Below are 24508 nucleotides of genomic sequence, written 5' to 3'. Positions count from 1 at the left end.
GTCAGGTTTTCATGAAGGCTTCGGCCAGCGATACGGCGGTTCGCACCGCCCGCAATGACCGTTCGCGCCCGCCCGGTTCATCACGCCGCGGGATAATCCAGCCCGGATAGGTCAGCGCCCGCAGCAGGATAAAGAAATCCAGCACAGACGGGGATATGGCGCGGCGGTGGGTGTATCCTTCGAGGAGCGCGGCTTTCATCGCCGGATAGTCGGGCGTGTCCAGAAAACGCATCAGAAAAGTGGCCAGTTCAAATTCGCGGAACCCATACCCGCCATCGTCAAAGTCGATCAGGGCAATATCCGCGCCATCCACCAGCACGTTTTCTGTCAGGATGTCGGCATGGATCAGGCCATAATCCAGATCACGTTCCAGCCCGGCCAGACGAATGCGGGCGCGGGCGCGGACATTCAGCAGCAAGTCGCGCTGATCCGGGGTCAGGTCCGGGTTTTTCCAGAACGGTCCCCACAGGATGCGATCGCCCAGCAACCCTTCCAGGTTCCAATGCGGGCGGCGGAAATCCTGTGGCGGGGTCCAGTCGTCGGACAGGTTATGCAGTTGCGCCATGACGCGGCCCAGATCACGGGCAAAGGTTGCGGGGTTTGCCACGTCCAGCCGTCCGCCCGCCCCGGCGGGGGTGCCGGGCATCCAGCTGAGCAGGCTTATCGGCATATCGCCCAGCATTTCCACCAGATGCCCGTTGATAGATGCGGCGGGGTGCGGCACGCGTAGCCCGCCTTCGGACAACTGTGCCATCCATTCCAGTTCTGAACGCAATTCCGCCTGACTGCGATAACCGGGGCGATGCAGGCGTAGCGCCATCGGGCCATCGGGCGTATCCGCCTGATAGACCACATTTTCCCGCCGCGCCGCCAGCCGGATCGCGCTGGCGGGAATGCCCCACAGGGCGGCGGCTTCGGTGGCTAACGCATCGGTCATTCTGTCACCGGGGTTTCGGTCAGCACGGTGTCCAGCGTTTCGATGACCTGATCCACATTGGCGCGGCTAAAGACCAGCGGCGGGCGCATTTTCAGCACGTTGCGGTTGCGCCCAAGGAAGTTCATCAAAACACCGCGCTGGCGCATCCCGTTGGCGACGCGTTTGGTGTACTCGGGGGCCGGGGTTTTGCTGTCCCGATCCAGCACCATTTCGGCCCCGAAAAACAGACCTGCACCGCGCACATCGCCGATGCTGTCATGCCGGTCCGCCAGTTGTTGCAAGCTGGTCTTGGCATAGGCGCCCACCTGTTGCGCGTTGTCTTGCAGCCCTTCGGATTGGATCACGTCCAGCGTGGCCAGACAGGCGGCCATAGACACGGGATTGCCGCCAAACGTGTTGAAATAGGCAAAGGCGTTGCGGAAGGCGGCCATCGTATCATGGCCCGCGATCACCGCGCCGACCGGGTGGCCGTTGGCCATAGGTTTGCCCACGGTTACGATTTCGGGCAGGAAACCCATCCGCTCATGTCCCCAAAAATGGCTGCCCAGACGGCCGAAACCGGGCTGCACCTCGTCCGCGATGATGACGCCACCGGCGCGGCGCACGGCATCAATGGCAGGTGTAAGCCAGCCGTGGGGCAGATCGGGGAAGCCTTCGTTGGCAAAGAAGGGGCAGATCACCAACGCGGAAAGACCGTGACCCTTGGCCTGTAGTTCTGCGATTTTTTCCTCGACCGCCGCGGCAAAGGCGCGGGCATGGGCCATGCCTGCCTCTCCGCCCAGTGGGCGATAGCTGTCGGGGGCGGGGACAAAGGCCATGTTGTCCCAATAGCCGCCGATGGGCGGTTTGGTCTGCGACAGTTGCGCCACGGCCATCGTATTGCCGTGATATGTGTAATCGGTGGCGATCACCCCGGTGTTCCCCGTCACCGCCTGCGCCATGCGCAGGGCAACGTCATTTGCCTCGGACCCGGTGCAGGTCATCAGCACATTGTCCAGCGACGCGTCAAAGGTGGCAGTCAGCCGTTCTGCGTAATCCACGATCCCGTCATGCAAATAGCGGGTGTGGGTGTTCAGGGTTCCGGCCTGTTTGCAGATCGCTTCGACCACCTTGGGGTGACAATGGCCGACATGCGGGACGTTGTTATAGCAATCCAGATATTTGCGCCCGTCCTTGTCCCACAGCCAGACGCCCTCGCCTTTGACCAGATGCACGGGGTCATCATAGAAGGTGGGAATATTCGGCCCCAGAAGGCGGGCGCGTTTGTCGATCAAAGTCTCTGTCATAACTGAATCCAGGCTGTTTTGAGGTCAGTATATTTATCTAGCGCGTGCATGGATTTGTCATGTCCGTTGCCGGATTGTTTGACCCCGCCCAAAGGTACGGTGTTATCCGGCCCGCCATAGGTGTTCACATGCACCACCCCGGCCTGAAGCCCCCGGATCATCCGGTGCGCCCGCGACAGGTTGCTGGTCCAGACCCCGGCGGCCAGCCCGTAATCGGTGCCGTTTGCGATGCGCAGCGCCTGATCTTCGGTATCAAAGGGCATCACGGCCAGAACCGGGCCGAATACCTCTTGCTGGGCCAGTTTGTGCGACGGGTCGACCCCGGTCACGATGGTGGGTTCCATGTAATAGCCGCCCGTGGATTCCAGAATGCGACTGCCGCCAAGGGCGATCTGCGCCCCATCGCGTACCGCATCGTCAACGAACCCCAGATTGCCCGCCAGTTGGCGGTCTGAATTTACCGCGCCGATCTGGCTGCCCAGATCCAGCGGGTCGCCCACTTTCAGCGCCTTGGCGTGGTGCGCCATGCGGTCCACGAATTCGTCATGGATCGAGCGTTCCACCAGCAACCGCGATCCGGCAACGCAGACCTGCCCGGAATTGCGGAAAATCCCCATCGCGGAGACTTTGGCCGCCTGATCCAGATCGGGCGCGTCGGCAAAGACGATATTGGGCGATTTGCCCCCCAGTTCCAGATAGACCCGTTTCAGGTTCGATTGCGCGGAATATTCCAGTAACCGCCGTCCGGTCATGCCCGACCCGGTAAAGACCAGCACATCCACATCCATCGACAGGGCCAACGCCGCGCCTGTTTCGTGGCCGTATCCGGTGACGACATTCAGAACCCCATCGGGCAGGCCCGCCTCGGTGCAAATCTCGGCCAGACGCAGCAATGACAGGCTGGCGGTTTCGGCGGGTTTCAGCACCACGGAATTGCCCGCAGCCAAGGCCGGGGCCAGTTTCCACGCGCCGATCATCAGCGGGAAATTCCACGGCACGATGGCCCCGACCACGCCCACCGCTTCGCGATGAACCAACCCCAGAACCGACGGATCGGTGGGGGCGATTTCGCCGTACACCTTGTCAATCGCTTCGGCATAATACCGGAACGTCCCGGCGGCTGATCCGGCTTCGGCTTTTAGGGCCATGTTGATTTCGGTGCCGTTGTCGCGCACCCCCAGAACCGTCAGTGCCAAGGCGTCGCGTTCGATGATGTCCGCGATTTTATGCAGCACTTTCTTGCGGCCTGCCGGGGCCATACGCGACCAGCGTCCATCGTCGAATGCAGCCCGTGCCGCCGCTACGGCGCGGTCTACATCGGATTTATCCGCCCGCCCGATCGTGGTCAGTCTTTGTCCGTCGATGGGCGAGTGAACATCGAGCGTTCCGCCCGCCGCTTCTTGCCACGTTCCGCCAATAAGAAGCTTTTGCGGCGGGACAGATGCGCCCCGAAGCGCGTCGATGAGTGCTTGTTCGACCATTTGGCCTCCTTCAGGTGTTTGTGATCCAGCCAGACACGGCGGATATGCAGCCCCAGAACGATCAGGATCATCACGAACAGGATCGCGGCAATGGGGCGGTCAATGAAATCCAGCGGGGTTTTGACGCGGGCCATTCCAGACCGCAGCTTCACTTCCATGATGCCGCCCAGAACCATGCCCAGAATGATCGGCACCACCGGCAGCGACAGGCGTTTCAGGACAAAGCCCAACACGCCGAACACAGCGGCCAGAACGCAATCGGTCACGGAATTACGCAGCGAATAGACGCCCACGAAGCTAAGCACCAAGATAACCACGCCCAGAAAGCGGTTGGGAATTTTCACCACCTTGATCAACTGGTTGGTGGAAAACAACAGAAAGACCAGAACCATCACGTTCAGGATCAGCAATGCCAGATACAGTGCCACAACAAACGGCATATCGTTCTGGAACAGTTGCGGCCCCGGCACCACGTTATGCACATAGAACACCGACAGCATCATGGCGGTCAGCGCCTCGCCGGGGATACCCAGCGCCAGCAGCGGCACCATCGCGGCGGCGGGCACGGCGTTGTTGGCGGTTTCGGCGGCGATCAGCCCTTCGGAGGATCCATGCCCAAAGGAATCCGGTTGCTTCGAGGTTTTCTGCGCGTAGGTGTAGCTCATGAATTGAGCGGTAAATTCGCCCACGCCGGGGATCATCCCCATCAGCACCCCGAAGCTGGCCGATACACCCGCCACACGCGGATGCCGCGCCAGTTCACGCAAACCCTGAAACAGCCCGCCTTTTAGTTTTGTAATGCGGGTTTTTTCGTCCTCGCCCTGCAACAGGTAAAACGCTTGGGACAGCGCGAACAGGCCCAGCACCACCACGATCAGGTTCACGCCCGATGACAGAAACGCCTGATCAAAGGTGTAGCGTTTGGTGTATTTGACAGGCTCCAGCCCGATTGTGTTCAGCCAGATGCCGAAACTGGCCAGCGCGGCAGCAATTAGGGTTTGCCCGCGATGGGCCGTGATCACCAGAATGATGCCCAGCAGGGCCGCCAGAAAAATCTCGCGCGACCCGAACATGGGGGCGACTTTTGCCAGAACCGGCGAAAACAGCATCAGGCAGATGACGGAAAACACCCCGCCAAAGAACGATGCGGAATAGGCCAGCGACAGGGCGCGTCGGGCCTCGCCCCGCGATGTCATCGGGAACCCGTCATAGGTGGTCAGCGCGTTGACCGCCGTGCCGGGGGTGTTGATCAGGATAGCCGGGATCGCGCCGCCATACATCGAACTGCCGTAAATCCCCAGCAGCACGGTCAGGCCCACAATCGGGTCCATCGAAAAGGTCGCTGGCAGCAGGATTGCAATCGCCACAGCCGGGCCAACACCGGGAATTGCCCCGATCAGCACCCCGCCGACCGAACCGACCAGCAGCGCGATCACCACGTCCCAGCGGGCCAGAATCTCCAGACCGGAAAGAAGAAGGTCCATGTGTCTTGCCCTCAGAAATTCAGAATAAAGAAGCTGCGCATCGCGCCGGGCAGGTATTCATACAGAACCGCGCCGGGGATTTTCACGTTCAGGAAGGTTTTGAACAGCAGCACGATGCAGACACCCAAACCCGCCGAAACCCACAGCAGCCGTTTGTCCCGGTAGCCCATCCGCCACACCATCAGCGGCAGGAACACCACCGTCACGGGCAGATAGCCCACCAGCGGCACCAGCCAGACATAGGCCATGAACCACAGCGCATATTCCAGCACTTGCAGCCAGATCATGCCCTCGCGCCAATCCAGCCGGTCAATTTTGCGCCGGGGCAGTCGCCACAGGTGCAGCCCGCCAAACAACACCATCCCGCCCAGCCCGACAGCGGGCCAGAACCGGGGTTGGGCGAAAAACTTGGTTCGCTTCACCCATTTGGTTTCAGCGCCGATCTGGCTTAGCAACAGCGCCGATAGCGCGACAAAGGCCAGTGCGAACAGGATTTGACCGCTGCGCCGCCCGATATGCCGGGAAAGCTCTTCGTTATCCATGACAATCCATTACAGCGTGGAAAGGAAGGGCAGGGGCCGCGCCCCCGCAGGCACAAAAAAGGCCGGGCATTCAGAACGCCCGGCCCTTTTATGACGATGTCACTCTAGCAACTTGCCGATGTGAGCCACGGTTTCGATGTCCTTGGCAACACGCGCTGCCGCGTCATCGGCCCCTTGCCAGTAGACCAGCGCGCCGGTTTCCTTGGCCACAGCCTGCGCCCGGTCGCTTTGCACGGTTTTCTGGGCCACGGCGATGATCTTATCGCGCACGTCCTGCGGGGTGTCTTTGGTGACGAACAGGCCGTTCCACAGTGCGATATTCAGCGACGGGTCCAGTTCGCCAATGGTGGGCGCATCGGGGACCAGCGGGATACGCGTATCGGTGATCGAGGTCAGCACCTTCACGCTGTCCAGACAGGGCAGGATCAGTTGCAGCGTGGTGTTGATCACATCCGCATCGCCCGATGCCAGCGTGTTGCAGTCGAGCGCATCAAACGCCGCATCTGAACCCCACTCAAAGCCCGCATTCACGGCATAGGCCTTGGTCACTTGGGTCGGGGTCAGAACGTCACCGAAGTGACCCAGGGCCACGTCGTTCGATTTGGCGTATTCGGCCAGTTCCGCCATCGACGAATAAGGCGCGTCGGCGCTGGTGGCGATGACGAACGGATAGGTCAGGAAAATGCCCAGCGGGTCGAATTTGGCCGGGGCCAGATCTTCGATGCCGATCTGGTGGCCCATGACTGGCACGCCGATCACGAAAGACCCGATCGTGTAGCCATCTGCCGGGGCATTCGCCACCTCAATCGCGCCGGGGAAGGGGCCGCCACCGCCGCCGGGTTTGTTCACTACGGCTGCCGATACGCCATATTCGGCCTGAAAATCTTCGGCGATCATGCGGGTCAGCACGTCTTCCAGATCACCGGGGGGCCACGGAACGATGAAGCTGACGGGCTTTTCAGGATATTCGGCCACGGCTGCGCCCGACATTGCCATCATGGCAACGGTCAGCACGCCACCCAAAACGGTTTTGGTCTTCATATTGGTTGTCTCCCTGTGTTAGAGTGCGGTTCATTATTCAAACCATCGGTTCTTTTTTAGATTGACAGATGGGCTGTTAGTCTGTCAACAAAATTAACATGGCAACTAAATCACGTTTTGCATTTGCCTGAAAAAGACCCGAAACACAGGATTGCCGCGTACATGGGAACCGTATCCAAGGCTTTGTCATTGCTGGATTTCTTTAATCGCACCCAGCCCTTGATCGGGCTAAGCGAACTGGCGCGCCTGTCCGGTATGAACAAGGCGACTGTACATCGGCTGATGACCGAACTGGCCGAACAGGGATTCGTGGAGCAGGCCGGTTCGGGGCGGGAATATCGGCTTGGCCCTGCTTTTTTGCGGCTTGCATCATTGCGTGAAGCGGCTGTTCCGATGCGGGATTTATGCCAGCAAGTGCTGCGCAGCCTGTCCGACGTGACAGAAGAAACCGCCCATGTATCGCTGCTTCAGGGGGATCGTCTGGTGACGCTGGCCTATGCCTATAGCCCCCATCACGGCACCCGCGTCACGATGGAGGATGCGGATATTCTGAATTTCCACGGCACATCGTCTGGATTGTCGGTGCTGGCGTTTTCCGCGCCGGATTTCGTGGATATGGTCTTGTCCCGCCCATTGGCGGTGCGCACGTCTGATACGGTGACGGACCCGGATCGTATTCGGGATATGCTGACAGAAATTCACGCCACAGGCATCGCTGAAAATGTTGGGGGCTTCGAAGAAGACGTGCATTCCCACGCCGTTCCGATCTTTGACGCCAGCCAAGCGGTGATTGGGGCGGTGGCTGTTGCGGCCCCGGTGCCGCGTATGACGCCGGAACAACGCCTGAAAATACGACGCGCGGTGAAACAACACGCGCTGGACCTGACCCGTCTGTTGGGGGGCTTCCCGCCTGACAGCTTTAACCGCGATCTTCCGCACTAACCGCTTCGGCCTGATTGGGCCGCAACACGGAGTACCCCCATGAAAGACAGCAATTTCCTGAAAGAAATGAATGCCCGCTCGGTCTGGCATCCGATGGCACATCCCGCCGACAGTCTGGCCAATCCCCCGACCATCGTGACCGGGGCGCAGGGGGTGCGGATCACTGATGTGGATGGACACGAGGTTGTGGATGGTGTCGGCGGTCTGTGGAACGTCAATCTGGGCTTTTCCTGTCAGCCGATCAAAGACGCCATCGCGGCGCAGCTTGATCGTCTGCCCTATTATTCGATTTTCCGCGGTACATCGAACGATGCGGTGATCGAACTGTCCGAAGAATTGCGGGATTTCTTTGCCCCCGATGGGCTGACCCGCGCGTTCTATACCTCGGGCGGCAGCGATTCCGTGGAAACCGCGCTGCGTCTGGCGCGGCAGTACCACAAGATTCGCGGCGAAGCGGGGCGGACCAAGTTCCTGTCGCTGAAAAAGGGCTATCACGGCACCCATTTTGGCGGCGCGTCGGTCAACGGGAATGCCAATTTCCGTACCGCCTATGAACCGCTGTTGGCGGGCTGCCATCATATCCCGGCGCCCTATACCTATCGCAACCCGTTCAACGAAACCGATCCGGCGAAACTGGCGCAGCTTTGCCTGTCCGCGCTGGAGGATGAAATCGCGTTCCAAGGGGCCAACACCATCGCGGCCTTTATCATGGAACCGATTTTGGGCGCGGGCGGTGTGATCCCGCCGCACGAAAGCTTCATGCCCGGTGTGCGCGAGATTTGCTCGAAAAACGGTATTCTGCTGATCGCGGACGAGGTGATCACCGCCTTTGGCCGCACCGGAAGCTGGACCGGCAGCCGCCATTGGGGTGTGCAGCCCGATCTGATGTGTACCGCCAAGGCCATCACCAACGGCTATTTCCCGTTCGGCGCGGTGATGATCGCCGATAAGGTGGTCGAGGTGTTTGAAAAAGACGAAACCGGCAAGGCCGCGATTGGCCACGGTTACACCTATTCCGGCCACCCGGTCGGCGCAGCGGCGGCGTTGGCCTGTCTGGCGGAAACCAAGCGCCTGAACGTGCCGGAAAACGCAGCCGCGCGGGGGGCGGAATTGCACGCCGGTCTGTTGGCGCTGCAAGAACAGTTTGACGTGATCGGTGATGTGCGTGGCGGTCATGGGCTGATGTGCGCGGTGGAACTGGTGTCTGATCGCACGACCAAGGCCCCGATTGATAAGAAATCCATCGGTCAGGTGCAGGAAGTCGCCTATCAATCCGGTGCGATGGTGCGGGTGTCCGGCCCCAACATCATCCTGTCGCCGCCGTTGGTGCTGACCTCGGACGATGTGCAGGTGATCCTGTCCGCCCTGAAAGCAGGGTTTGCCAGTCTGTAATTCGGGGCTGAGCTGAACAGAAAAGCGCCCGGCCGGGGAACGGTCGGGCGCTTTTTTCGTGATGTGGTTGGGTGGGCTTAGGCCGCAGGCACAACCAAAACCAAGCCATCCAATGCGGCGTTGGCTACGATTTGGCAGCTCAGGCGGGAACAGTCTTTGCGCTCGGCCTCGGCCACGTCCAGCATTGCATCCTCGAAATCGTCGGGGCTGCCGGTTTTGCCGGTCCAATCATCCGCAACATAGACATGACAGGTGGCACAGCTAAGGTTGCCGCCGCATTCCCCGGTGATACCGGGGATGTTGTGTTCAACGGCGGCGGCCATCATGTTTACGCCATCGGCCACATCGGCGCTGATTTCGCCGCCATCAGGCAGAATCCAAGTGACTTTCATCTTTTTCCCTCACACATGCCAAACATAGAAGTCGCGCAGTTGATCGCCTTCCAGGTCTTTGGTTTTCTTGACTTCTTTTTCTTTCATAAAGACGTGGTTCGCCACCAGTTCCGCGCCCACCGCTTCGGTCAGAATGGTATCGGCCTTCAGGTCTGCAATCGCGCCTTTTAGATCAATGGCGGTGCTTTCCTTGGCGTCCCATTTTTCAAACCCGTCCCCGGTTTCGCGTGGCGGCAGATCGTACTTGTTTACAACCCCCAGACGCGCGGCCTGTAGCACCGCCGCCACAGCGGTATAGGGGTTCGAGGACGCGTCTGCCGTGCGGTGTTCCATCCGCGCCTTTACGCCGCCTTCGGATGAAATCCGCGTGGTGACATTGCGGTGATCGCCGCCCCAGTTGCACAGGAACCCCGACAGTGAACCGGGCTGAAGCCGCTGATAAGAATTGGCCGTGGGCGCAATTAGTCCGGCCAGCCCCTTATGGTGTTTCAGCAGCCCGGAAATGCAGCCACGGGCGATGTCGCTCATGTGATCCGGGCCGCCCTTTTCGCCCTGCGCCACGACATTCGCGCCATTCTGATCGCTGAACGAAAAATTGACGTGCATCCCGGACCCGCCGACTTCGGCAATCGGTTTGGGCAGGAAGGATAGGACAATCCCATGTTCCAGCGCGATCTCCCGCGCCATCAGGCGGAACAGCACGATGTCATCCACAGCTTTGACCGCGTTATCAAAAGTCAGGGTATATTCAAATTGCGGGCTGTCATATTCGCTGGTGATCATGTCTAGCCGGAACCCCAGCTCGTCCGCTTTTTCCCAGATTGCATCGTTGAACCGCAGCGGATCGGTAAAGGGGCCGGTGCCGTAAACATGGGCGCCGGGGGTGTCATAAGGCACCAGTCGCCCGTTTTCATCGGACATCATGGCAAAGGCTTCCAGTTCCAGCCCCACCTTGGGCGTCAGCCCCATCGCGCCCCAATCGGCGACTGCCCGTTTCAGCGCCCCACGGCCACACAGCGGCAGGGGGCGGCCTTCGTCGTCGTACAGATCACCCACCACGATTTTCGTGGCGCGTTCCCAACTGTCCCGGATTTCCTCGGCCTTCCAGACCAGTTCCATATCCGGCAGCCCTTCCATCATCATGGCACCGGGGGCGGGCAGCAGATCCTTGTCGTAATGCACCCCAAAGGTGGATCGGCAGAACCGGGTTGAATCATCTCCGATCTTTGAACCGGGCAGGTATTTGCCCCGCATGATCGACAGATGATCGCAAAATAACGCACGCAGGCGGGTGTTCATTCAGTTTGCTCCCTATTTGGGAACCACCCGGACGGGCAGTTCCTTGATCCCGCCCACGAAGTTCGAGCGCAGGAATTTATGCGGGCCTGTGGCCTCTATAGATTTGAGTCGTTTAGATAGTTCCTGAAACAATACGCGCACTTCCAGACGCGCCAGCCACATGCCCAGACAGACATGCGGGCCACCCTGACCAAAGGACAGGTGTTTGTTCGGGGTGCGTTTCAGGTTCACCCGGAACGGATCGTCGAAAACGGTTTCATCCCGGTTGGCCGAGGAAAACCAGTACAATACCTTGTCCCCGGCCTTGATGGTTTTGCCGTGCATGTCCACATCCTGCGTGGCGGTGCGGCGGAAATACAGCGCCGGGGTGGCCCAGCGGATGATTTCATCAGGGGCGGTGTCCCAGATGTCTTCGGTCTGCATTTGGCCCAGCAATTCGGGCTGATGGCACAGCGCCTGCATCCCGGCGGCAATCGAATAGCGGGTGGTGTCATTCCCCGCCGCCACCAACAGGCAGAAGAAGTTGCGGAATTCTTCTTCGGTGATGACGCTGCCATCCTTGCTTGGTTGCAGGATCAGATGCAGCACCCCATTGGTATCCCCTGCGGCCGCCTTTTTCGCCATTAGATCCTTGGCATATTGATACAATTCCGCCCCGGCGGGGGAATTGAATGGCATCATCCGAAATTCATCGGTGGTCATCTGATCCAGAACGTGATCGGTGAAATCCGGATCTGTGTTGGCGATCAGCGCGTCGCCCTTTTCCACCAGCCAGGGCAGATCTTCGTCCGGGGTGCCAAGGATACGGCCCAGCATCCGCATCGGTAGCTGCCGGGCGATTTCCTTGGTCGCGTCAAATTCACCCTTTTCCAGCGCGATATCCAGAATTTCGTCACACAGGCCGCGAATGTCCTGTTCAAACTCTGCGACAACGGGTTTGGAAAACGCTTTGGCAACCTTGATCCGGGTCTGCATATGTTCGGGCGGATCGGTTTCCTGAAAGGTGCGGCGGGCCAGATATTCCTCGTAGGTCTGGTCTTCCATCCGAATCCCGCGGGCCGAGGAAAAAATCTGCGGCTGGCGGTTCATTTCGGTGATGTCTTCGTGGCGGGTGATAGACCAGAACCCCTGTCCAGCGTCCCAATCGGTCCAATGCACCGGATCATCGCGCCGCAGCCGGGCAAAGGTGTTATGTGGCGCTCCCCGCGCAAACGTGTCGTGGCTGGTCAGGTCCGCAAACCCGTCATCAGTCGGAGTCCAGATCGTCATGCTTGCACCTCTTGCCGTTAACTTGTTATGTATATTAATAAGGCTTATAAATATGTAAAGAAAAATCCGGGATCATGGCGATGCGCATTGCAATTTTGGTAACGAATACGGACGAAAGCCCATTCGCGCAGCAACACCCCAAGGATGGGGATAAGTTTACAGCCCTGCTGCATCTGGTGCGCCCGGATTGGGAAACGCAGGTGTTTTCCGTCAAGGATGGCGATTTCCCTGACGATCCGGCGCTGTTTGATGGTGTGATGATCACTGGCAGCCCTGCCTCGGTTCACGATCCGGAACCGTGGGTCGCACGGTTGATGGCGATGATCCGGGACGTTGTGGCGCGGGGCATCCCGCTGTTTGGGGCCTGTTTCGGCCATCAGGCGATTGCGCTGGCCTTGGGCGGGCAAGTCGGAACCAATCCCGGTGGCTGGGTGTTCGGACGTACCGAAACCACGCTGACCCACCGCAAACCGTGGATGCAGGCGTTGCCGGATACGCTCAGCCTTTATGCTGCGCATGTGGAACAGGTGACGCGCCTGCCGGACGGCGCGCAGCCGCTATCGGCCAATCCGGCCTGCCAATCGGGGGCGTTTGCGATTGGGAACCATGTCTATACCACGCAATACCACCCGGAAATGTCTGCTGATTTCATCGCGGCCCTGACCGAGGAAATGACCGAAAAACTGCCGCAGGATGTGCTGAATACTGCCCGTGCATCGCTCAACGCCCCGGCTGATACCGAAGCTTTCGCAGAATCACTGGCGCGGTTTTTTGAACAGACCTAACGGTTCTTTCTTGGCCAAAATATCCGCGGGGGAGGCCCGAAAGGGCCGGGGGCGGCAGCCCCCATTGCGTGCGTTCAGCCCAAAGCAGCCAGCAGGTCCAGCGCGGTGACGTGATCGAATTGCACATGTCGCGCCATTGCCGCTTCGGCGGCTTCGGATTGGCGGGCATAGATCAGGTCGGCGATTTCCCGGTGATCGCGGGCCGATACCTCGATTACACCGGCATAATGATACCGCGCCCGGTAATAGGCCATCAGCTTGCGGGCGTTCATCTTGATCATATCCAACAGGAATGGATTGCCCGCTGCTTCGGCCACGACACGGTGGAAATCCATGTTCAGTTGGTAATATCGGTCGGGTTCCGCATCGCCCAGTTCCGCCGCGTGCCGTTCACAGGCCTGAACTGCGGCTTCCAGTGTGGTGCGATGGGCCGGGGACAATCGTCGTGCGGCCAACCCGGCGGCCTGACCTTCCAGTTTGGCGTGAACCTCCAGAATCGCCAGAAACTCCTCTAGCGTGGGTTTGAATACCACGGCCCCCTTACGGGGAAGGCGCCGGATCAACCCGGCGGTTTCCAACTGGATCAGCGCCTCCCGCACCGGGGTGCGGGAAACATTGTGTGCGGTGCTTAGCCCGGTTTCTTCGATCATGTCGCCGGGGTTCAGATCGCCGGTTTCAATGGCGCCCAGAACGGCCTGAATGATGATGTCAGTCTGGCCCGCCATGCCTGTGTCAGCCCTTCCAATGCGCCATTTTGGCCCGTGCGGCCTGTGCCAGCATCACGACGTCAATGCCCACGGCCAGAAACTGTGCGCCCCAGTCCCGGTATTCAGCCGATACCGCGTCATTGCCCGACAGTATGCCTGCTGCCTTGTCCGAGGCTGCAATCCGGCCCAGACAATCGCGGATCACGGCCCGCACGTCCTCGTGGTTGCTGTTGCCGGGGTGGCCCAGATCGGCGGCCAGATCGGCGGGGCCGATGAACACGCCATCCACGCCGTCCAGCGTCAGGATTTCGTCCAGCGCCTCCACCCCTTTGCGGGTTTCCACCTGTACCAGCAGGCAGATTTGGTCATTCGCGGTTTGCACGTAATCCCCGATTTCAGAAAACCGCGATGCCCGCGCCAGCGCCGCGCCCGCGCCGCGAATGCCTGCAGGTGGGTAACGGCAGGCGCGTACCAGTTCACGGGCCTGATCTGCGGTTTCGACCATCGGAATCAGCAGGGTTTGCGCCCCGATGTCCAACGCCTGTTTGATCAGCCAGTCATTGCCCACGGGCAGGCGCACCACCGGATGCGAGTGTTTCCCATCCAGCACCTGCAATTGCTGCATGATGCTGCGGATGTCGTTTGGGGCGTGTTCGCCGTCGATCACCAACCAGTCAAACCCGGCGGTCGACAGGATTTCAGTGGCATAGGCATCGCCGAACCCCGCCCAGCAGCCATATTGCATATCGCCACGGGTCAGCGCTGCTTTGAATGTGTTTACGGGAGCGGGCATGTCAGGCGTCCTTCAGTTTAGCGGCGGTTTCAGTGATTACATCAAAGGCGGTGTTTATGTCATCCTCGGTACAGTCAAACTGCCCCGCCTGAAAGCGGATGACCAGTTTGCCCTGTGTCCGGGTCTGGGTCAGGTAAATCCGCCCATCGTCATTGATTGCGGTCAGCAGGTCCAGCGTGGCCTGATCGGCATCGCGCCCCGTTGGCACCCAGCGGAAGGTAAACAGCGACAGCACCGGGTCTGTCACGATTTCCATATCCGGCACGGTGCGCAGCTTTTCAGCCAGCGCTTGCGCCCATGTTACATGGTTGCGGATCATCTGGCGCAGCCCGTCCAGCCCATAAGCGCGGATCAGGAACCACAGTTTCAGCGCCCGGAACCGGCGGCCCAGCGGCACCGACCATTCGGAATAGTTGATGATTCCGTCCGCGCCGTGGGTTTTGAGGTATTCGGGCTGAATAGCCAAGGTTTGCGTCAATGCTTCGGGCGATTTCACGAAATGGGCGGACAGATCGAACTGCGTTCCCAGCCATTTATGCGGGTTGAACACGATTGAATCCGCCTGATCCACACCAGCCCACAGGCTGCGGTATTCCGGGCAGATCATGGCCGAACCGGCCCATGCAGCATCGACATGGGTATACAGGCCATATTTCCGTGCCACAGTGCATGTCGCGGCGATGTCATCACAGGCGCCGGTCCCGGTGCCGCCCACACAGGCCACGATCCCCGCAGGCAAATACCCCGCGTCCAGATCGGCCTGAATTTGTGTCTCCAGCGCGGCCACGTTCATGGACCGAAGCGGGCCTTGGGTGGGGATGCGTACCAGATTGGCCTGACCGATCCCCGCTACCCAGATCGCCCGATCCACCGATGTATGCACCTCGTCCGAGCAATAGACCCGCAGGGGTTTTTGCCCCGGCAGGCCGTGGGCATTACCATCCCAGTTCAGCGCCCGCTCGCGCATAACCAGCACCGCCGCCAGCGTCGCGGACGAAGCGGAATCCTGAATCACCCCGGCAAACCCGTCCGGCAGGCCCAAACCTTGCCGCAGCCAGTCCATCATCCGGGTTTCCATTTCCGTCGCGGCGGGCGAGGTCTGCCACAGCATACATTGCGGTGCCATCGCCGTAACCAGATTGTCCGCCAGCACCGCAGCGGGCGAGGCATTGGACGGGAAATAGGCAAAGAACCTAGGGTGCTGCCAATGGGTAATCCCCGGCACCACGATCCGCTCAAAATCGGCGATCACGTCCTCGATTGGTTGGGGCGCGTCGGGTGGGCTGGCGGGCAGGGCGGCCAGCACCTCGCCGGGTTTGGTCTGGGCGCGCACCGGACGATCCCGCAGGCCCGCATGATATTGAGCCGCCCAGTCGGCTGCCCATTTGCCCCATTTCGGAAAATCGCTCCAGCGCATGATGCTCCCCCTGTATAATTCAGTTAACATGTTAAATAACAAAAGGGGCAGCACCCCGGCAAGGATAAACCATCACCGGGGTACAAAAAGGTCAAGTCGGGGAATGACTGGCATCCCCCGGCTTTTCCGATCCACACAGAAGATGTGGCTTATCGCTTATACGGATCGTCCAGCGCGGCCAGTACCGTGCCAGCACAATCACCGAAGCCGATGGTGTAGCCATCGCCCTTGGCCGCACCATGCAGGGTCAGGGTGTCTCCGTCCTCAAGGAAGCTGCGGGTTTCGCCGGTGTCCAGTTCCAACGGTTCCTGACCGCCCCAGCTCAGTTCAAGCAACGAACCACGTTCGGATTTTTCCGCGCCCGAAATCGTCCCGGACCCCAACAAATCGCCCGCATTCATCGGGCAGCCGCTGGTGGTGTGATGCGCCAGTTGTTGCGCTGCGGAATAGTACATTTCCTTGTAATTGGTCTGTGCGATGGTTGTGGCCATCTTGCCCGCCGGGGCCAGTGTGACCGACAGATCAATATCATACAGCATCGGACCGCAATCGCGCAGATGCGGCAGCAGTTCCTTTTCCCGCGCCGGGGTATCGGTGCGGAAAGGTTCCAGCGCCGCCTTGGTCACGATCCAGGGGCTGATGGTGGTGGCGGTCGCCTTGGCCTGAAACGGCCCTAGCGGTTGATATTCCCACGCCTGAATGTCGCGTGCGGACCAGTCATTCAGCAGCACATAGCCAAAGATATTGTCGTCAGCTTCCTGCACGGTGATCGGCCCGTAAGACCCGGTCCCGACAATCGCACCCATTTCCAGTTCCAGATCGAAACGCTGACAGGGGGCAAAGCGCGGGGCGTCATCATTCGGGCCTTTCAACTGGCCCCACGGACGGCGCACGTCGGTGCCGCTGACCACCACGGAAGACGCCCGCCCGTTATAGCCGATGGGGATATGCAACCAGTTCGGCGGCAGTGCGTTTTCCGGGCCACGGAACATGGTGCCAACGTTAAAGGCGTGGTTCTTCCCGGCATAGAAGTCAGTATATTCCGCGATCAGGAACGGCATGTGCAGTTCGGCATCGGCCTGCGGCACCAACAGCGCCGTGGCGGCTGCCTGATCGGCGCTGCCTTCGGCCAGAATTTCGATCAGACGGGCGCGCAGGGCGGCCCACAGATCGGGGCCTTCTTCCATGACTTCGTTCCAGAACGGCACGTCAAACAGCGGCAGATCAGCCAGCGCGATCAGGCCGGTTTCTTCGGCGGCGCGACAGTCCAGAATCATATCGCCAATGGCCACCCCACAGCGCGGGTCCAGTTCGGCGGTTTCAAACACGCCATAGGGCAGGTTGTTCAGCGGAAACGGGCAGTCGGCGCTATTGGCCGAGGCCACCCAGCTTTTCATCAATGACATTGTCAGTCCTTTGGTTCGGTGCAGGTTTCCTGTCATCCTGCACCATTTTGTTCATCTTGCCAGAAATACTCCGGGGTGAAGTCAAAAGGGGCAGCACCCCTTACTTCTTGCCGGGGGTTCCGTCGAATTTCTTCTCCAGATCGGTCCAGCAGTCGATATAGTCATCCTGCAACGGGGCTTCATCGGCAGCAAAGCCGGTCAGGTGTTGCGGGAACCGTGTTTCGAACATGAAGGACATGGTATTGTCCAGCTTATCCGGCCCAAGATTGGCGTTCGACGCCCCCTCGAAGGCGTTTTTGTCCGGCCCGTGTGGTAGCATCATGTTGTGCAGCGACATCCCGCCGGGGATGAAACCCTGCGGTTTGGCGTCGTACTGGCCGTAAATATTGCCCATCAGTTCCGACATGATGTTCTTGTGATACCACGGCGGACGGAAGGTGTTTTCGGCCACCATCCAGCGTTCACGGAACAGCACGAAGTCAATATTCGCGGTCCCCGGCACGCCCGAGGGCGCGGTCAGCACGGTAAAGATGCTGGGGTCCGGGTGGTCGAACAGGATCGCGCCGACCGGGCAGTATGTGCGCAGGTCGTATTTATAGGGCGCGTAATTGCCGTGCCATGCCACCACGTCCAGCGGCGACTGGCCGATCTGGGTTTCATGGAACTGACCGCACCATTTCACGGTGACTTTCGATGGTGTTTCCTTGTCCTCGAACGCCGCGACAGGGGCTTTGAAATCGCGCGGATTGGCCATGCAGTTCGCACCAATCGGGCCACGGCCCGGCAGTTCAAACTTTTGCCCGTAGTTTTCACAAACAAAGCCACGGCACGGACCTTCCAGCACTTCGACCTTATAGACCAGACCGCGGGGGATAATCGCGATTTCCTTGGGTTCCAGATCAATGATGCCCAGTTCGGTAAAGAACCGCAGGTGGCCTTCTTGCGGCACCACCAGCAATTCGCTGTCCGCCGAGAAGAAATATTCATCCACCATGGACGCGGTCACAAGATAGACATGGCTGGCCATGCCGACCTGGGTATTCACATCGCCCGCTGTGGTCATGGTGCGCATCCCGGTCAGCCATGTCAGCTTGTCCTCGGTATGCGGCACCGGGTCCCAGCGATATTGGCCCAGACTGGTCACATCCGGGTCCACATTGGGGGCGGATTTCCAATACGGCAGGTCAATCTTGGTGTAGCGGTGCGAATGTTTCACGCTCGGGCGGATACGATAGCACCACGTCCGTTCCGGCGGGTTTGCGGTGAACGCCGTTCCCGAAAGCTGTTCACCATACAGGCCATATTCGCATTTCTGCGGGCTGTTCATGCCTTGGGGCAAGGCGCCCGGCAGCGCCTCGGTTTCAAAATCATTGCCAAAACCGGGCATATATCCCGGTGTGGTGCCGCCGGTGTTGGGCGCTTGTACAACGCCATCGGCAAGAATCTGATCTTTCATCGCGCGTCCTCCGTTAAATTAGTTGCGGGGTTAATGGTTGTTTTTGTAACCAACAAGGTAAGGAGACCCCGAAATGGAAAAAAATGATGACTTTCCCCTGCAACAATTCCTGCCGTACCTGCTGAATCAAGCTGCCGAAGAAAGCGGGCTGGAATTTCAGCGTGTTTACAAGAATCGCTATGGGATGCTGCGCACAGAATGGCGGGTTTTGTTTCACTTGGGCATGTACGGCCAAATGACCGCCAAGGAAATCGGCCAGCGGTCCAAGATGCACAAGACCAAGATCAGCCGCGCGGTGCAACGGCTGGCCGATCGCCGCTTCCTGACCCGCGATACAGATGACAAGGATCGCCGGGTTGAACATCTGGCCCTGACCACAGCAGGCGAGGCGGCCTATCGCGATTTGCGGCAGGTGGCAGAAAAATATGATGCAAAACTATCCGCCACCCTGAGCGACGAAGAAAACCGCATCTTGCGGCAAGCGTTGTGGAAACTGGCCCGAATGGGCTGAGGCATGGGCCGAGGCCGGGGTCAGAAATTAACCTCGATCCCCGGCAGGTTCAGCGATTTCATCAGGTCACGTAATTCCTGACGCGCGGCGACATTGGAAATGTTCAACTGTTTCACGCCGATGTCACGCAGGTCCAGCAGGGTCAGACCACGCGGGAACAATTCGCGGAAAATGACACGCTCATGGAAGCCGGGGACCACGCGGAATCCGATCCGTTTGGCCAGCGCCTCCAGCGCCTTTTCCATCTTTTCCTTGTTCACCATCTGCTGCGCCCCCAGACGGTTACGCAGGACAACCCAGTCAATCGGCTTCAGCCCGGCCTGCGCCCGTAACTGGCGGGCATTCCACACCATTTCCGAATAAACCGACGGTCCCATGATCTTGTTGCCGTCCGTATCCACATGGGCCAGCAGGTCGAAATCCACGAAACTGTCATTCAATGGCGTGATTAGCGTATCCGCCAGCGAATGCGCCACCTGACTAAGCCGCGTATGTGATCCGGGGCAATCAATCAGGATGAAATCGTTTTCCGGCTCGATCTCTGCAATGGCCTTGGACAGGCGGTGGTCATAGGGGTTTTCGCCCGGTTTCAGTTGCTCCTGATCAATCTGGGGCAGGTCGTGATAGCTGGGGCTGGGCAGGTCCAGTTCCGAGTTTTGCAGGAATTGCGCACGGTTATGCACATACCGGGCAAAGGTTTTCTGACGCAGATCCAAGTCCAGTACGGCCACGCGTTTCCCCATGCGGGCCAGCGCCGTGGCCACATGCATCGACACGGTGGATTTTCCCGCCCCGCCCTTTTCATTCCCGACGACGATAATATGCGCCATTGCACCCCTATCCCGCTATAACTTGCCTTGTTTCGGCTGCGCGGCCACAGGATATGGTGGCTGGTCCGATATTTCAAAGCATTGTTGCCTGTTTTGTCGCTTCATTGGCATCTGTTGCAGAAATATGGAAGGGCCAAGATACGCCGCGCGGGCAGCAAAATTCTTTCAAAGAATTTTGTCGGAAAACTTTGAAAGTTTTCGGCACCCGATCCATTGCGGACCAAAAAGAAAACCCCGCCAAAGGCGGGGCTTTCGGTAACATAAAACGCGGTTGGGATCAGAAGCCCAGACCGGCGTATTTGTTTTTGAACTTCGACACACGGCCGCCAGCGTCCAGCAGACGCGAGGTGCCGCCGGTCCATGCCGGGTGTACGGTGGGGTCGATGTCCAGTGACATGGTGTCGCCCTCGGCGCCCCAGGTGGAGCGCATGGTGATCATGGTGCCATCGGTCATTTTCACTTCGATGAAGTGATAGTCGGGGTGGATACCTTCTTTCATCGGTGAATTCCTTATGCCTCAGCTTTGGGCTTGTAGTTGGTGACTTCTGCGATACGGGCGGATTTACCGCGACGGGTCCGCAGGTAGTACAGTTTGGCGCGACGCACGCGGCCACGACGAACAACGGTGATGCTGTCGATGTTGGTCGAATACAGCGGGAACACACGTTCCACACCTTCGCCGAACGAAATCTTGCGAACGGTGAAAGACCCGGCAATGCCCGAACCGTTTTTACGGCTGATGCAAACGCCTTCGTAGTCCTGCACACGGCTACGCGACCCTTCGGTCACTTTGTAGCCAACGCGGATGGTGTCACCCGCTTTGAAATCGGGGATGGTTTTCCCCAAGGCGGCAATTTGCTCCGCCTCCAGTTGTGCGATCAGATCCATCGCTTTGCTCCTATCTGCTTGCGGTTTGGTCCGCAAAGGTTTGTCACGTCCTCATAGCTCTGTGCCTTCGACCGGGTCCGCCGCAGCGCCCGCCAGAGTTCAGGTCGTCTTTCCTTGGGGGCTTTGGCATCGGCGCGGATTTCGGGGCAGGGACGGGCAGAAGGAAGCCCGGTATCCCGAAGGCAAATAACCAAAGCGTCCGAGTCGGTTTCCCGCTCGGAACTTGGGGGTGTGTAAGAGAGATCGGCCAGCAAAGCAAGGCACAAAGGCGCGTTACTTGCCCTTTGTTTTCTCGTATTCCGCCCACATATCGGGGCGGCGGGCGCGGGTGATTTCCTCGGCCATGTGTTGCCGCCATTCGGCGACTTTGCCGTGGTGGCCGGACATCAGGACATCCGGGATCGCGCGACCCTGCCATTCAGCGGGGCGGGTGTATTGCGGATGTTCCAGCAACCCGTTGGAATGGCTTTCTTCTTCGATGCTTTCGGCATTGCCCAGAACCGAGGGCAGCAGCCGCACCGTGGCGTCAATCATCGCCTGCGCGGCGATTTCCCCGCCGGTCAGGACAAAATCGCCCAAGGACACTTCCTGAATGTCGTAATGATCCAGTACCCGCTGATCCACCCCCTCAAACCGGCCGCACAGCATGGTCACGCCGTCGCAGTCCGCCCAGGATCGCGCCAGCCGTTGATCGAACCGTCGCCCGCGCGGCGACAGATAAACCAGCGGGCAGTTCCCCCGCGTGTTGCGCTGCACATGGTCAATCGCATTCCCCAGCACATCGGGCCGCAGCACCATCCCCGCGCCGCCCCCGGCGGGGGTGTCGTCAACGTTCCGGTGCTTGCCCACGCCAAAGCGCCGTAAATCAGTGGTTTCCAACTGCCACTTACCCTCTTTCAGGGCTTTGCCAGTCAGGCTTTCGCCCAGCACCCCCGGAAAGGCCTGCGGGAATAGCGTGATGATCCGCGCGGTCCAGACGCCCGCAATCGGTGCATCTTCGGCCATCAGGTCCTGCGGTTGCAGGGTCAGGCGGATGGATTTGCGGCCATAAGACCGGGCCGGGGGCTGCGTAGGGGTATCGTTCATGGCGCGGGTCTTACCCGGTTCCCCCCGTCTCCGCCAAGCGTTGTTTTGCGATATGCGCTCGCAGAGCCGCAGTCAGCCCGTCAAATTCCATCGGAAAGCTGGCCTCGGCAGCTTCCAGATCGTGCAGCAGGGGGAAGCAGTCCGACTCGCAGTCTTCGGTTATCATCTGGTCCATCAGGGCGCGGACCTCTTGGCGCACGGCGGGGTGGGGGCTGACCAAGGCTCGTTCGGTCATGATCCCGGTCCCGCCCAGTTCGGATTGGACATGTCGCAACCGGGGAATGGCCAGCAGTCGCAGAAGCAGCATGTCCTGCCGCCCGGACACGCGCAATGGGTCATCTGGCGTCAGGTCCAGATCGTACAGCCAGTCAAAGGCATCGCTGTCCAGCGCATCGTATAATCCGGCTGCCAGCGTATCCAGATCGGGGCAGGGCTGGTTCCGCAGCAGGGCCAGCGTCTTCAGGATTTGTGGCGGGGGGTGTGGTGTGTCAATTTCTGGCAGCGAGGCCATATCCGTAATGGTGGCGGTCATCTGGTCCAGTAGGGCGTCCATTTCCGCCTGTTCCGGTGTCCAGCGATAGCGCCAGATCGCGAACCCCGCCGCCCCGGCGCAGATCAGCACCGGCCCCCAGATCGGCATTGGCAGTGACCCGGTTAACACGGCCAACCCCCGGCCCAGCCCCATCAGCATCCCCACCAGCGCGGCATTGATGATCAGTACGGCCAAAGCGGATGCAATCGCGGCCCCGGTTCGGCCCGGCATACGTCGGGTCAGCGTGGTTTGTGCGCCGAGCAGCGTCGCAAAGACCGGCAATACTGCCCACGGGGCCACGGCCCAGCCCGCCAGAACCGGGGCGCTGAACAGCGGAGCCGCGAAACTCAAAATGCCAGAGATTGAGTATCTTTCAAAAGCCATGCCCGCAGTCTACCGCGCCCCCCGAAAGCGGCGAAGTGACAAAGCCGGTCATGTGCTGCTGTCATCCGCCAGCATTGCATCCTTGATCCGGCGCAGTTCGGCCATCAGAGCCTGTGGTTGCAGGGGCGGGCGGATGGATTTTGTGCCGTGGGATCTGGGTGCTTTGGTCGTGAATGGGGTTTAGCGGGGTGTCGCCGCGTCCGCCAATATCATTTTGCCGCTTTGCGCCGGGTTTCCGCAGGGCGTTCGGCCATCGCCAGGTCATGTTTCGCCTGTTTCAGGGCATTGCCGCGCAGATGGCCCCGGTTCATGTCCAGAAAACAGGCGCTAAGCGTGTCTGACTGGCCCGGATTGTGGCGTGCGACAGGTTTTAGCCGTTGGCGCACATCGTCGGGCAAATCCAGCAGTTCGGCGATGGCTTGGCCGGGGCCAAGGGGATGATTGGCATAATCCTCTAACGCGGCGGTATGGATCGGCACAGGGGCGATGGCGGTGGCGATCTGCATGGCATCTGCGTGTAAATCCGGGGGTGGGGTGAATGCTGCGCGGAACGTTGCAAAATCCTGCGTCAGGCGGCTGGTACGCAGAACATGACGCCAGATGCTGCTCAAAAACGGCTGCGTCTGTCGTGTGGTGTACAGAAATTCAATCCGCACATCTGGCCCGAACCGGCGGCGGCATTCGCGGATGATTTCCCGCGCCAGCGGGATTGCCATAGGCGCGTATTGCCGGGGTGGGCGCAAGTGTGAGCCGCGAAACCCCAGCATCATTCCAGAAAAACTTTCGCGCGAAATCACGATTACCGGCGTATCCGGAACCGTTTGCAAAAATTCCCGGAACCCCCGCCGGAACAGCCAGCGGCGCCAGAATACCGATCGTTGCCCATACCAGCGCCCCAAATAGCGCGCTCGGCCAAGATCGGTTTTCAAATAAATGGCCGTATAGGGTTTTAGCAGCTTCGCGTTGCGTTCCAGAAAAGCCTGAATGCTGGTCGTGCCGGTTTTATGAAACCCGGCATGAACGATCACCCGCGTCATGCGTCAAACAGCCCCTCGGGTGGGTCGGCGATGATACGGCCCGCGGTCAGGTCCACCGTGGGGACGGCGGCTTTGGTGAAGGGCAACAGGACCGAGTCCCGCAATCCCGCCCCGTGGATTTCCAGCAAGTCACCTGCGCCGTGGTCATGCACCGCCTTTACCTGCCCCAGCAGGGTGCCGCCGGTGTCATAGACCGCCACCCCGATCAGATCGGCATAGTAAAATTCATCATCCGGCAGCGATGGCAGGCGGGACCGTGGCGCATACAGGTTGACGCCCTTTAGCGCGTCCGCGTCTTCCTTGGTGGTGACGCTGGACAGCCGTACTGACAGCCCGTTCTTGATCGGGCCAATGATCCCCACCTCGAAGCTGAGGCTGCCATCTTCGGTGACAAGCGGGTTATAGTCCTCGATCGCTTCGGGATCGGCGGTAAAGCTTTTCAGCCGCACCTCGCCCCGTACTCCGAAGGCTCCGGCGATGGTGCCTACACAGATCAGTTCGTCGGGATTGTCCATGTCGTCCTGCCTGATTGTCCGTTTCAGCCCGTGATAGCGCGTCCCTGCGGGGCGGGCAATTCATCCCGTGCGACAAAAGAAAAGGGGCGCTTCAAA

25 protein-coding genes are annotated in these 24508 nt (G+C 59.8%); 4 read left to right on the top strand and 21 right to left on the bottom strand.

Going from position 1 to position 24508, the window contains the following annotated elements; translation table 11 throughout:
- Position 1: 1 nt before the first annotated feature.
- The 6 genes from FN828_RS12740 to FN828_RS12715 all read right to left on the bottom strand — a co-directional run bounded on the left by FN828_RS12740 (position 2) and on the right by FN828_RS12715 (position 6771).
- Positions 2–937, bottom strand: coding sequence for a phosphotransferase enzyme family protein (locus tag FN828_RS12740; protein ID WP_142493861.1), 936 nt, complete (start codon positions 935–937; stop codon positions 2–4).
- Positions 934–2223: an aspartate aminotransferase family protein gene (locus FN828_RS12735; RefSeq protein WP_142493860.1), complete on the bottom strand. Its 1290-nt coding sequence runs from the start codon at positions 2221–2223 to the stop codon at positions 934–936. Before FN828_RS12735 ends, FN828_RS12740 begins: the two co-directional genes overlap by 4 nt.
- Entirely contained in the window at positions 2220–3641 is a 1422-nt protein-coding gene (locus tag FN828_RS12730; protein WP_235891479.1) for an aldehyde dehydrogenase, read from the bottom strand. The genes FN828_RS12735 and FN828_RS12730 overlap by 4 nt, the downstream gene beginning before the upstream one ends.
- On the bottom strand, positions 3569–5188 hold the full coding sequence (locus FN828_RS12725; protein WP_142493859.1) for a tripartite tricarboxylate transporter permease: 1620 nt from the start codon (positions 5186–5188) through the stop codon (positions 3569–3571). The genes FN828_RS12730 and FN828_RS12725 overlap by 73 nt, the downstream gene beginning before the upstream one ends.
- A gap of 11 nt (positions 5189–5199) precedes the next feature.
- A complete protein-coding gene (locus FN828_RS12720) occupies positions 5200–5730 on the bottom strand; it encodes a tripartite tricarboxylate transporter TctB family protein (RefSeq protein WP_142493858.1) in 531 nt (176 codons plus the stop codon).
- A gap of 99 nt (positions 5731–5829) precedes the next feature.
- Positions 5830–6771 carry a tripartite tricarboxylate transporter substrate-binding protein gene (locus tag FN828_RS12715; RefSeq protein WP_142493857.1) on the bottom strand — a complete coding sequence of 314 codons (942 nt, stop codon included), beginning with the start codon at positions 6769–6771 and terminating at the stop codon, positions 5830–5832.
- Positions 6772–6933: 162 nt separating this feature from the next.
- Here FN828_RS12715 and FN828_RS12710 point away from each other — a divergent pair, with 162 nt between their 5' ends.
- Both FN828_RS12710 and FN828_RS12705 read left to right on the top strand, forming a co-directional pair.
- On the top strand, positions 6934–7713 hold the full coding sequence (locus FN828_RS12710) for an IclR family transcriptional regulator (RefSeq protein ID WP_142493856.1): 780 nt from the start codon (positions 6934–6936) through the stop codon (positions 7711–7713).
- A gap of 39 nt (positions 7714–7752) precedes the next feature.
- Positions 7753–9105, top strand: coding sequence for an aspartate aminotransferase family protein (locus FN828_RS12705; RefSeq protein WP_142493855.1), 1353 nt, complete (start codon positions 7753–7755; stop codon positions 9103–9105).
- 77 nt (positions 9106–9182) lie between these two features.
- On the opposite strand, the gene FN828_RS12700 is transcribed toward FN828_RS12705, so the two are convergent.
- The 3 genes from FN828_RS12700 to FN828_RS12690 are packed head-to-tail and all read right to left on the bottom strand — an operon-like array spanning position 9183 to position 12065.
- The gene (locus tag FN828_RS12700) at positions 9183–9497 is read right to left on the bottom strand and encodes a 2Fe-2S iron-sulfur cluster-binding protein (protein WP_142493854.1); all 315 of its coding nucleotides are present in this window, start codon (positions 9495–9497) and stop codon (positions 9183–9185) included.
- Positions 9498–9506: 9 nt separating this feature from the next.
- On the bottom strand, positions 9507–10796 hold the full coding sequence (locus FN828_RS12695; RefSeq protein WP_142493853.1) for a type I glutamate--ammonia ligase: 1290 nt from the start codon (positions 10794–10796) through the stop codon (positions 9507–9509).
- 12 nt (positions 10797–10808) lie between these two features.
- Positions 10809–12065 (bottom strand): cytochrome P450, encoded by a 1257-nt coding sequence (locus tag FN828_RS12690; RefSeq protein WP_142493852.1) that lies wholly within the window; start codon positions 12063–12065, stop codon positions 10809–10811.
- Between the two features lie 80 nt (positions 12066–12145).
- Here FN828_RS12690 and FN828_RS12685 point away from each other — a divergent pair, with 80 nt between their 5' ends.
- Positions 12146–12850 (top strand): type 1 glutamine amidotransferase, encoded by a 705-nt coding sequence (locus FN828_RS12685; protein ID WP_142493851.1) that lies wholly within the window; start codon positions 12146–12148, stop codon positions 12848–12850.
- Positions 12851–12924: 74 nt separating this feature from the next.
- On the opposite strand, the gene FN828_RS12680 is transcribed toward FN828_RS12685, so the two are convergent.
- The 5 genes from FN828_RS12680 to hmgA all read right to left on the bottom strand — a co-directional run bounded on the left by FN828_RS12680 (position 12925) and on the right by hmgA (position 18629).
- Positions 12925–13575 carry a GntR family transcriptional regulator gene (locus tag FN828_RS12680; RefSeq protein WP_142493850.1) on the bottom strand — a complete coding sequence of 217 codons (651 nt, stop codon included), beginning with the start codon at positions 13573–13575 and terminating at the stop codon, positions 12925–12927.
- Positions 13576–13582: 7 nt separating this feature from the next.
- Positions 13583–14350 carry an aldolase/citrate lyase family protein gene (locus tag FN828_RS12675; protein WP_142493849.1) on the bottom strand — a complete coding sequence of 256 codons (768 nt, stop codon included), beginning with the start codon at positions 14348–14350 and terminating at the stop codon, positions 13583–13585.
- A gap of 1 nt (position 14351) precedes the next feature.
- Positions 14352–15767 (bottom strand): pyridoxal phosphate-dependent decarboxylase family protein, encoded by a 1416-nt coding sequence (locus tag FN828_RS12670; RefSeq protein ID WP_142493848.1) that lies wholly within the window; start codon positions 15765–15767, stop codon positions 14352–14354.
- A gap of 149 nt (positions 15768–15916) precedes the next feature.
- Positions 15917–17173 (bottom strand): fumarylacetoacetase, encoded by a 1257-nt coding sequence (gene fahA / locus FN828_RS12665; RefSeq protein ID WP_142493847.1) that lies wholly within the window; start codon positions 17171–17173, stop codon positions 15917–15919.
- A 100-nt stretch (positions 17174–17273) separates the two neighbouring features.
- Positions 17274–18629: a homogentisate 1,2-dioxygenase gene (gene hmgA / locus FN828_RS12660; protein ID WP_142493846.1), complete on the bottom strand. Its 1356-nt coding sequence runs from the start codon at positions 18627–18629 to the stop codon at positions 17274–17276.
- A 73-nt stretch (positions 18630–18702) separates the two neighbouring features.
- Here hmgA and FN828_RS12655 point away from each other — a divergent pair, with 73 nt between their 5' ends.
- Positions 18703–19140, top strand: coding sequence for a MarR family winged helix-turn-helix transcriptional regulator (locus FN828_RS12655; protein WP_142493845.1), 438 nt, complete (start codon positions 18703–18705; stop codon positions 19138–19140).
- Positions 19141–19160: 20 nt separating this feature from the next.
- Here the strand turns inward: FN828_RS12655 and FN828_RS12650 are convergent, their stop codons facing one another.
- The 7 genes from FN828_RS12650 to rimM form a co-directional block, all read right to left on the bottom strand.
- Complete coding sequence (locus FN828_RS12650; RefSeq protein WP_142493844.1) at positions 19161–19970, bottom strand: division plane positioning ATPase MipZ; 810 nt, start codon at positions 19968–19970, stop codon at positions 19161–19163.
- 277 nt (positions 19971–20247) lie between these two features.
- A complete protein-coding gene (gene rpmE / locus FN828_RS12645) occupies positions 20248–20469 on the bottom strand; it encodes a 50S ribosomal protein L31 (protein ID WP_142493843.1) in 222 nt (73 codons plus the stop codon).
- Between the two features lie 11 nt (positions 20470–20480).
- On the bottom strand, positions 20481–20858 hold the full coding sequence (gene rplS / locus FN828_RS12640) for a 50S ribosomal protein L19 (protein ID WP_142493842.1): 378 nt from the start codon (positions 20856–20858) through the stop codon (positions 20481–20483).
- A gap of 273 nt (positions 20859–21131) precedes the next feature.
- Entirely contained in the window at positions 21132–21944 is an 813-nt protein-coding gene (trmD, locus tag FN828_RS12635) for a tRNA (guanosine(37)-N1)-methyltransferase TrmD (protein ID WP_142493841.1), read from the bottom strand.
- 10 nt (positions 21945–21954) lie between these two features.
- Positions 21955–22860, bottom strand: coding sequence for a hypothetical protein (locus tag FN828_RS12630; protein WP_142493840.1), 906 nt, complete (start codon positions 22858–22860; stop codon positions 21955–21957).
- A gap of 209 nt (positions 22861–23069) precedes the next feature.
- Positions 23070–23897, bottom strand: a complete 828-nt coding sequence (locus FN828_RS12625) for a hypothetical protein (protein WP_142493839.1) — start codon at positions 23895–23897, stop codon at positions 23070–23072.
- The gene (rimM, locus tag FN828_RS12620) at positions 23894–24412 is read right to left on the bottom strand and encodes a ribosome maturation factor RimM (RefSeq protein WP_142493838.1); all 519 of its coding nucleotides are present in this window, start codon (positions 24410–24412) and stop codon (positions 23894–23896) included. The genes FN828_RS12625 and rimM overlap by 4 nt, the downstream gene beginning before the upstream one ends.
- Positions 24413–24508: the final 96 nt, after the last annotated feature.

Source organism: Thalassovita litoralis (genome assembly GCF_900182725.1).
GTDB lineage: Bacteria > Pseudomonadota > Alphaproteobacteria > Rhodobacterales > Rhodobacteraceae > Thalassobius > Thalassobius litoralis.
The sequence above is the reverse complement of the archived record's forward strand: the minus strand, read 5'-3'. Positions and strand labels throughout refer to the sequence as shown.

Bases quoted from the DNA above. Each gene is read 5' to 3' on its own strand.
- FN828_RS12715 (WP_142493857.1), bottom strand. From the start codon at position 6,771: ATGAAGACCAAAACCGTTTTGGGTGGCGTGCTGACCGTTGCCATGATG.
- FN828_RS12725 (WP_142493859.1), bottom strand. From the start codon at position 5,188: ATGGACCTTCTTCTTTCCGGTCTGGAGATTCTGGCCCGCTGGGACGTG.
- trmD (WP_142493841.1), bottom strand. From the start codon at position 21,944: ATGAACGATACCCCTACGCAGCCCCCGGCCCGGTCTTATGGCCGCAAA.
- FN828_RS12625 (WP_142493839.1), bottom strand. From the start codon at position 23,897: ATGACGCGGGTGATCGTTCATGCCGGGTTTCATAAAACCGGCACGACC.
- FN828_RS12650 (WP_142493844.1), bottom strand. From the start codon at position 19,970: ATGGCGCATATTATCGTCGTCGGGAATGAAAAGGGCGGGGCGGGAAAA.
- hmgA (WP_142493846.1), bottom strand. From the start codon at position 18,629: ATGAAAGATCAGATTCTTGCCGATGGCGTTGTACAAGCGCCCAACACC.
- FN828_RS12655 (WP_142493845.1), top strand. From the start codon at position 18,703: ATGGAAAAAAATGATGACTTTCCCCTGCAACAATTCCTGCCGTACCTG.
- FN828_RS12705 (WP_142493855.1), top strand. From the start codon at position 7,753: ATGAAAGACAGCAATTTCCTGAAAGAAATGAATGCCCGCTCGGTCTGG.
- rimM (WP_142493838.1), bottom strand. From the start codon at position 24,412: ATGGACAATCCCGACGAACTGATCTGTGTAGGCACCATCGCCGGAGCC.
- FN828_RS12690 (WP_142493852.1), bottom strand. From the start codon at position 12,065: ATGACGATCTGGACTCCGACTGATGACGGGTTTGCGGACCTGACCAGC.
- FN828_RS12700 (WP_142493854.1), bottom strand. From the start codon at position 9,497: ATGAAAGTCACTTGGATTCTGCCTGATGGCGGCGAAATCAGCGCCGAT.
- FN828_RS12630 (WP_142493840.1), bottom strand. From the start codon at position 22,860: ATGGCTTTTGAAAGATACTCAATCTCTGGCATTTTGAGTTTCGCGGCT.
- FN828_RS12720 (WP_142493858.1), bottom strand. From the start codon at position 5,730: ATGGATAACGAAGAGCTTTCCCGGCATATCGGGCGGCGCAGCGGTCAA.
- FN828_RS12680 (WP_142493850.1), bottom strand. From the start codon at position 13,575: ATGGCGGGCCAGACTGACATCATCATTCAGGCCGTTCTGGGCGCCATT.
- FN828_RS12695 (WP_142493853.1), bottom strand. From the start codon at position 10,796: ATGAACACCCGCCTGCGTGCGTTATTTTGCGATCATCTGTCGATCATG.
- FN828_RS12740 (WP_142493861.1), bottom strand. From the start codon at position 937: ATGACCGATGCGTTAGCCACCGAAGCCGCCGCCCTGTGGGGCATTCCC.
- FN828_RS12735 (WP_142493860.1), bottom strand. From the start codon at position 2,223: ATGACAGAGACTTTGATCGACAAACGCGCCCGCCTTCTGGGGCCGAAT.
- fahA (WP_142493847.1), bottom strand. From the start codon at position 17,173: ATGTCATTGATGAAAAGCTGGGTGGCCTCGGCCAATAGCGCCGACTGC.
- FN828_RS12675 (WP_142493849.1), bottom strand. From the start codon at position 14,350: ATGCCCGCTCCCGTAAACACATTCAAAGCAGCGCTGACCCGTGGCGAT.
- rplS (WP_142493842.1), bottom strand. From the start codon at position 20,858: ATGGATCTGATCGCACAACTGGAGGCGGAGCAAATTGCCGCCTTGGGG.
- FN828_RS12710 (WP_142493856.1), top strand. From the start codon at position 6,934: ATGGGAACCGTATCCAAGGCTTTGTCATTGCTGGATTTCTTTAATCGC.
- FN828_RS12670 (WP_142493848.1), bottom strand. From the start codon at position 15,767: ATGCGCTGGAGCGATTTTCCGAAATGGGGCAAATGGGCAGCCGACTGG.
- FN828_RS12685 (WP_142493851.1), top strand. From the start codon at position 12,146: ATGCGCATTGCAATTTTGGTAACGAATACGGACGAAAGCCCATTCGCG.
- rpmE (WP_142493843.1), bottom strand. From the start codon at position 20,469: ATGAAAGAAGGTATCCACCCCGACTATCACTTCATCGAAGTGAAAATG.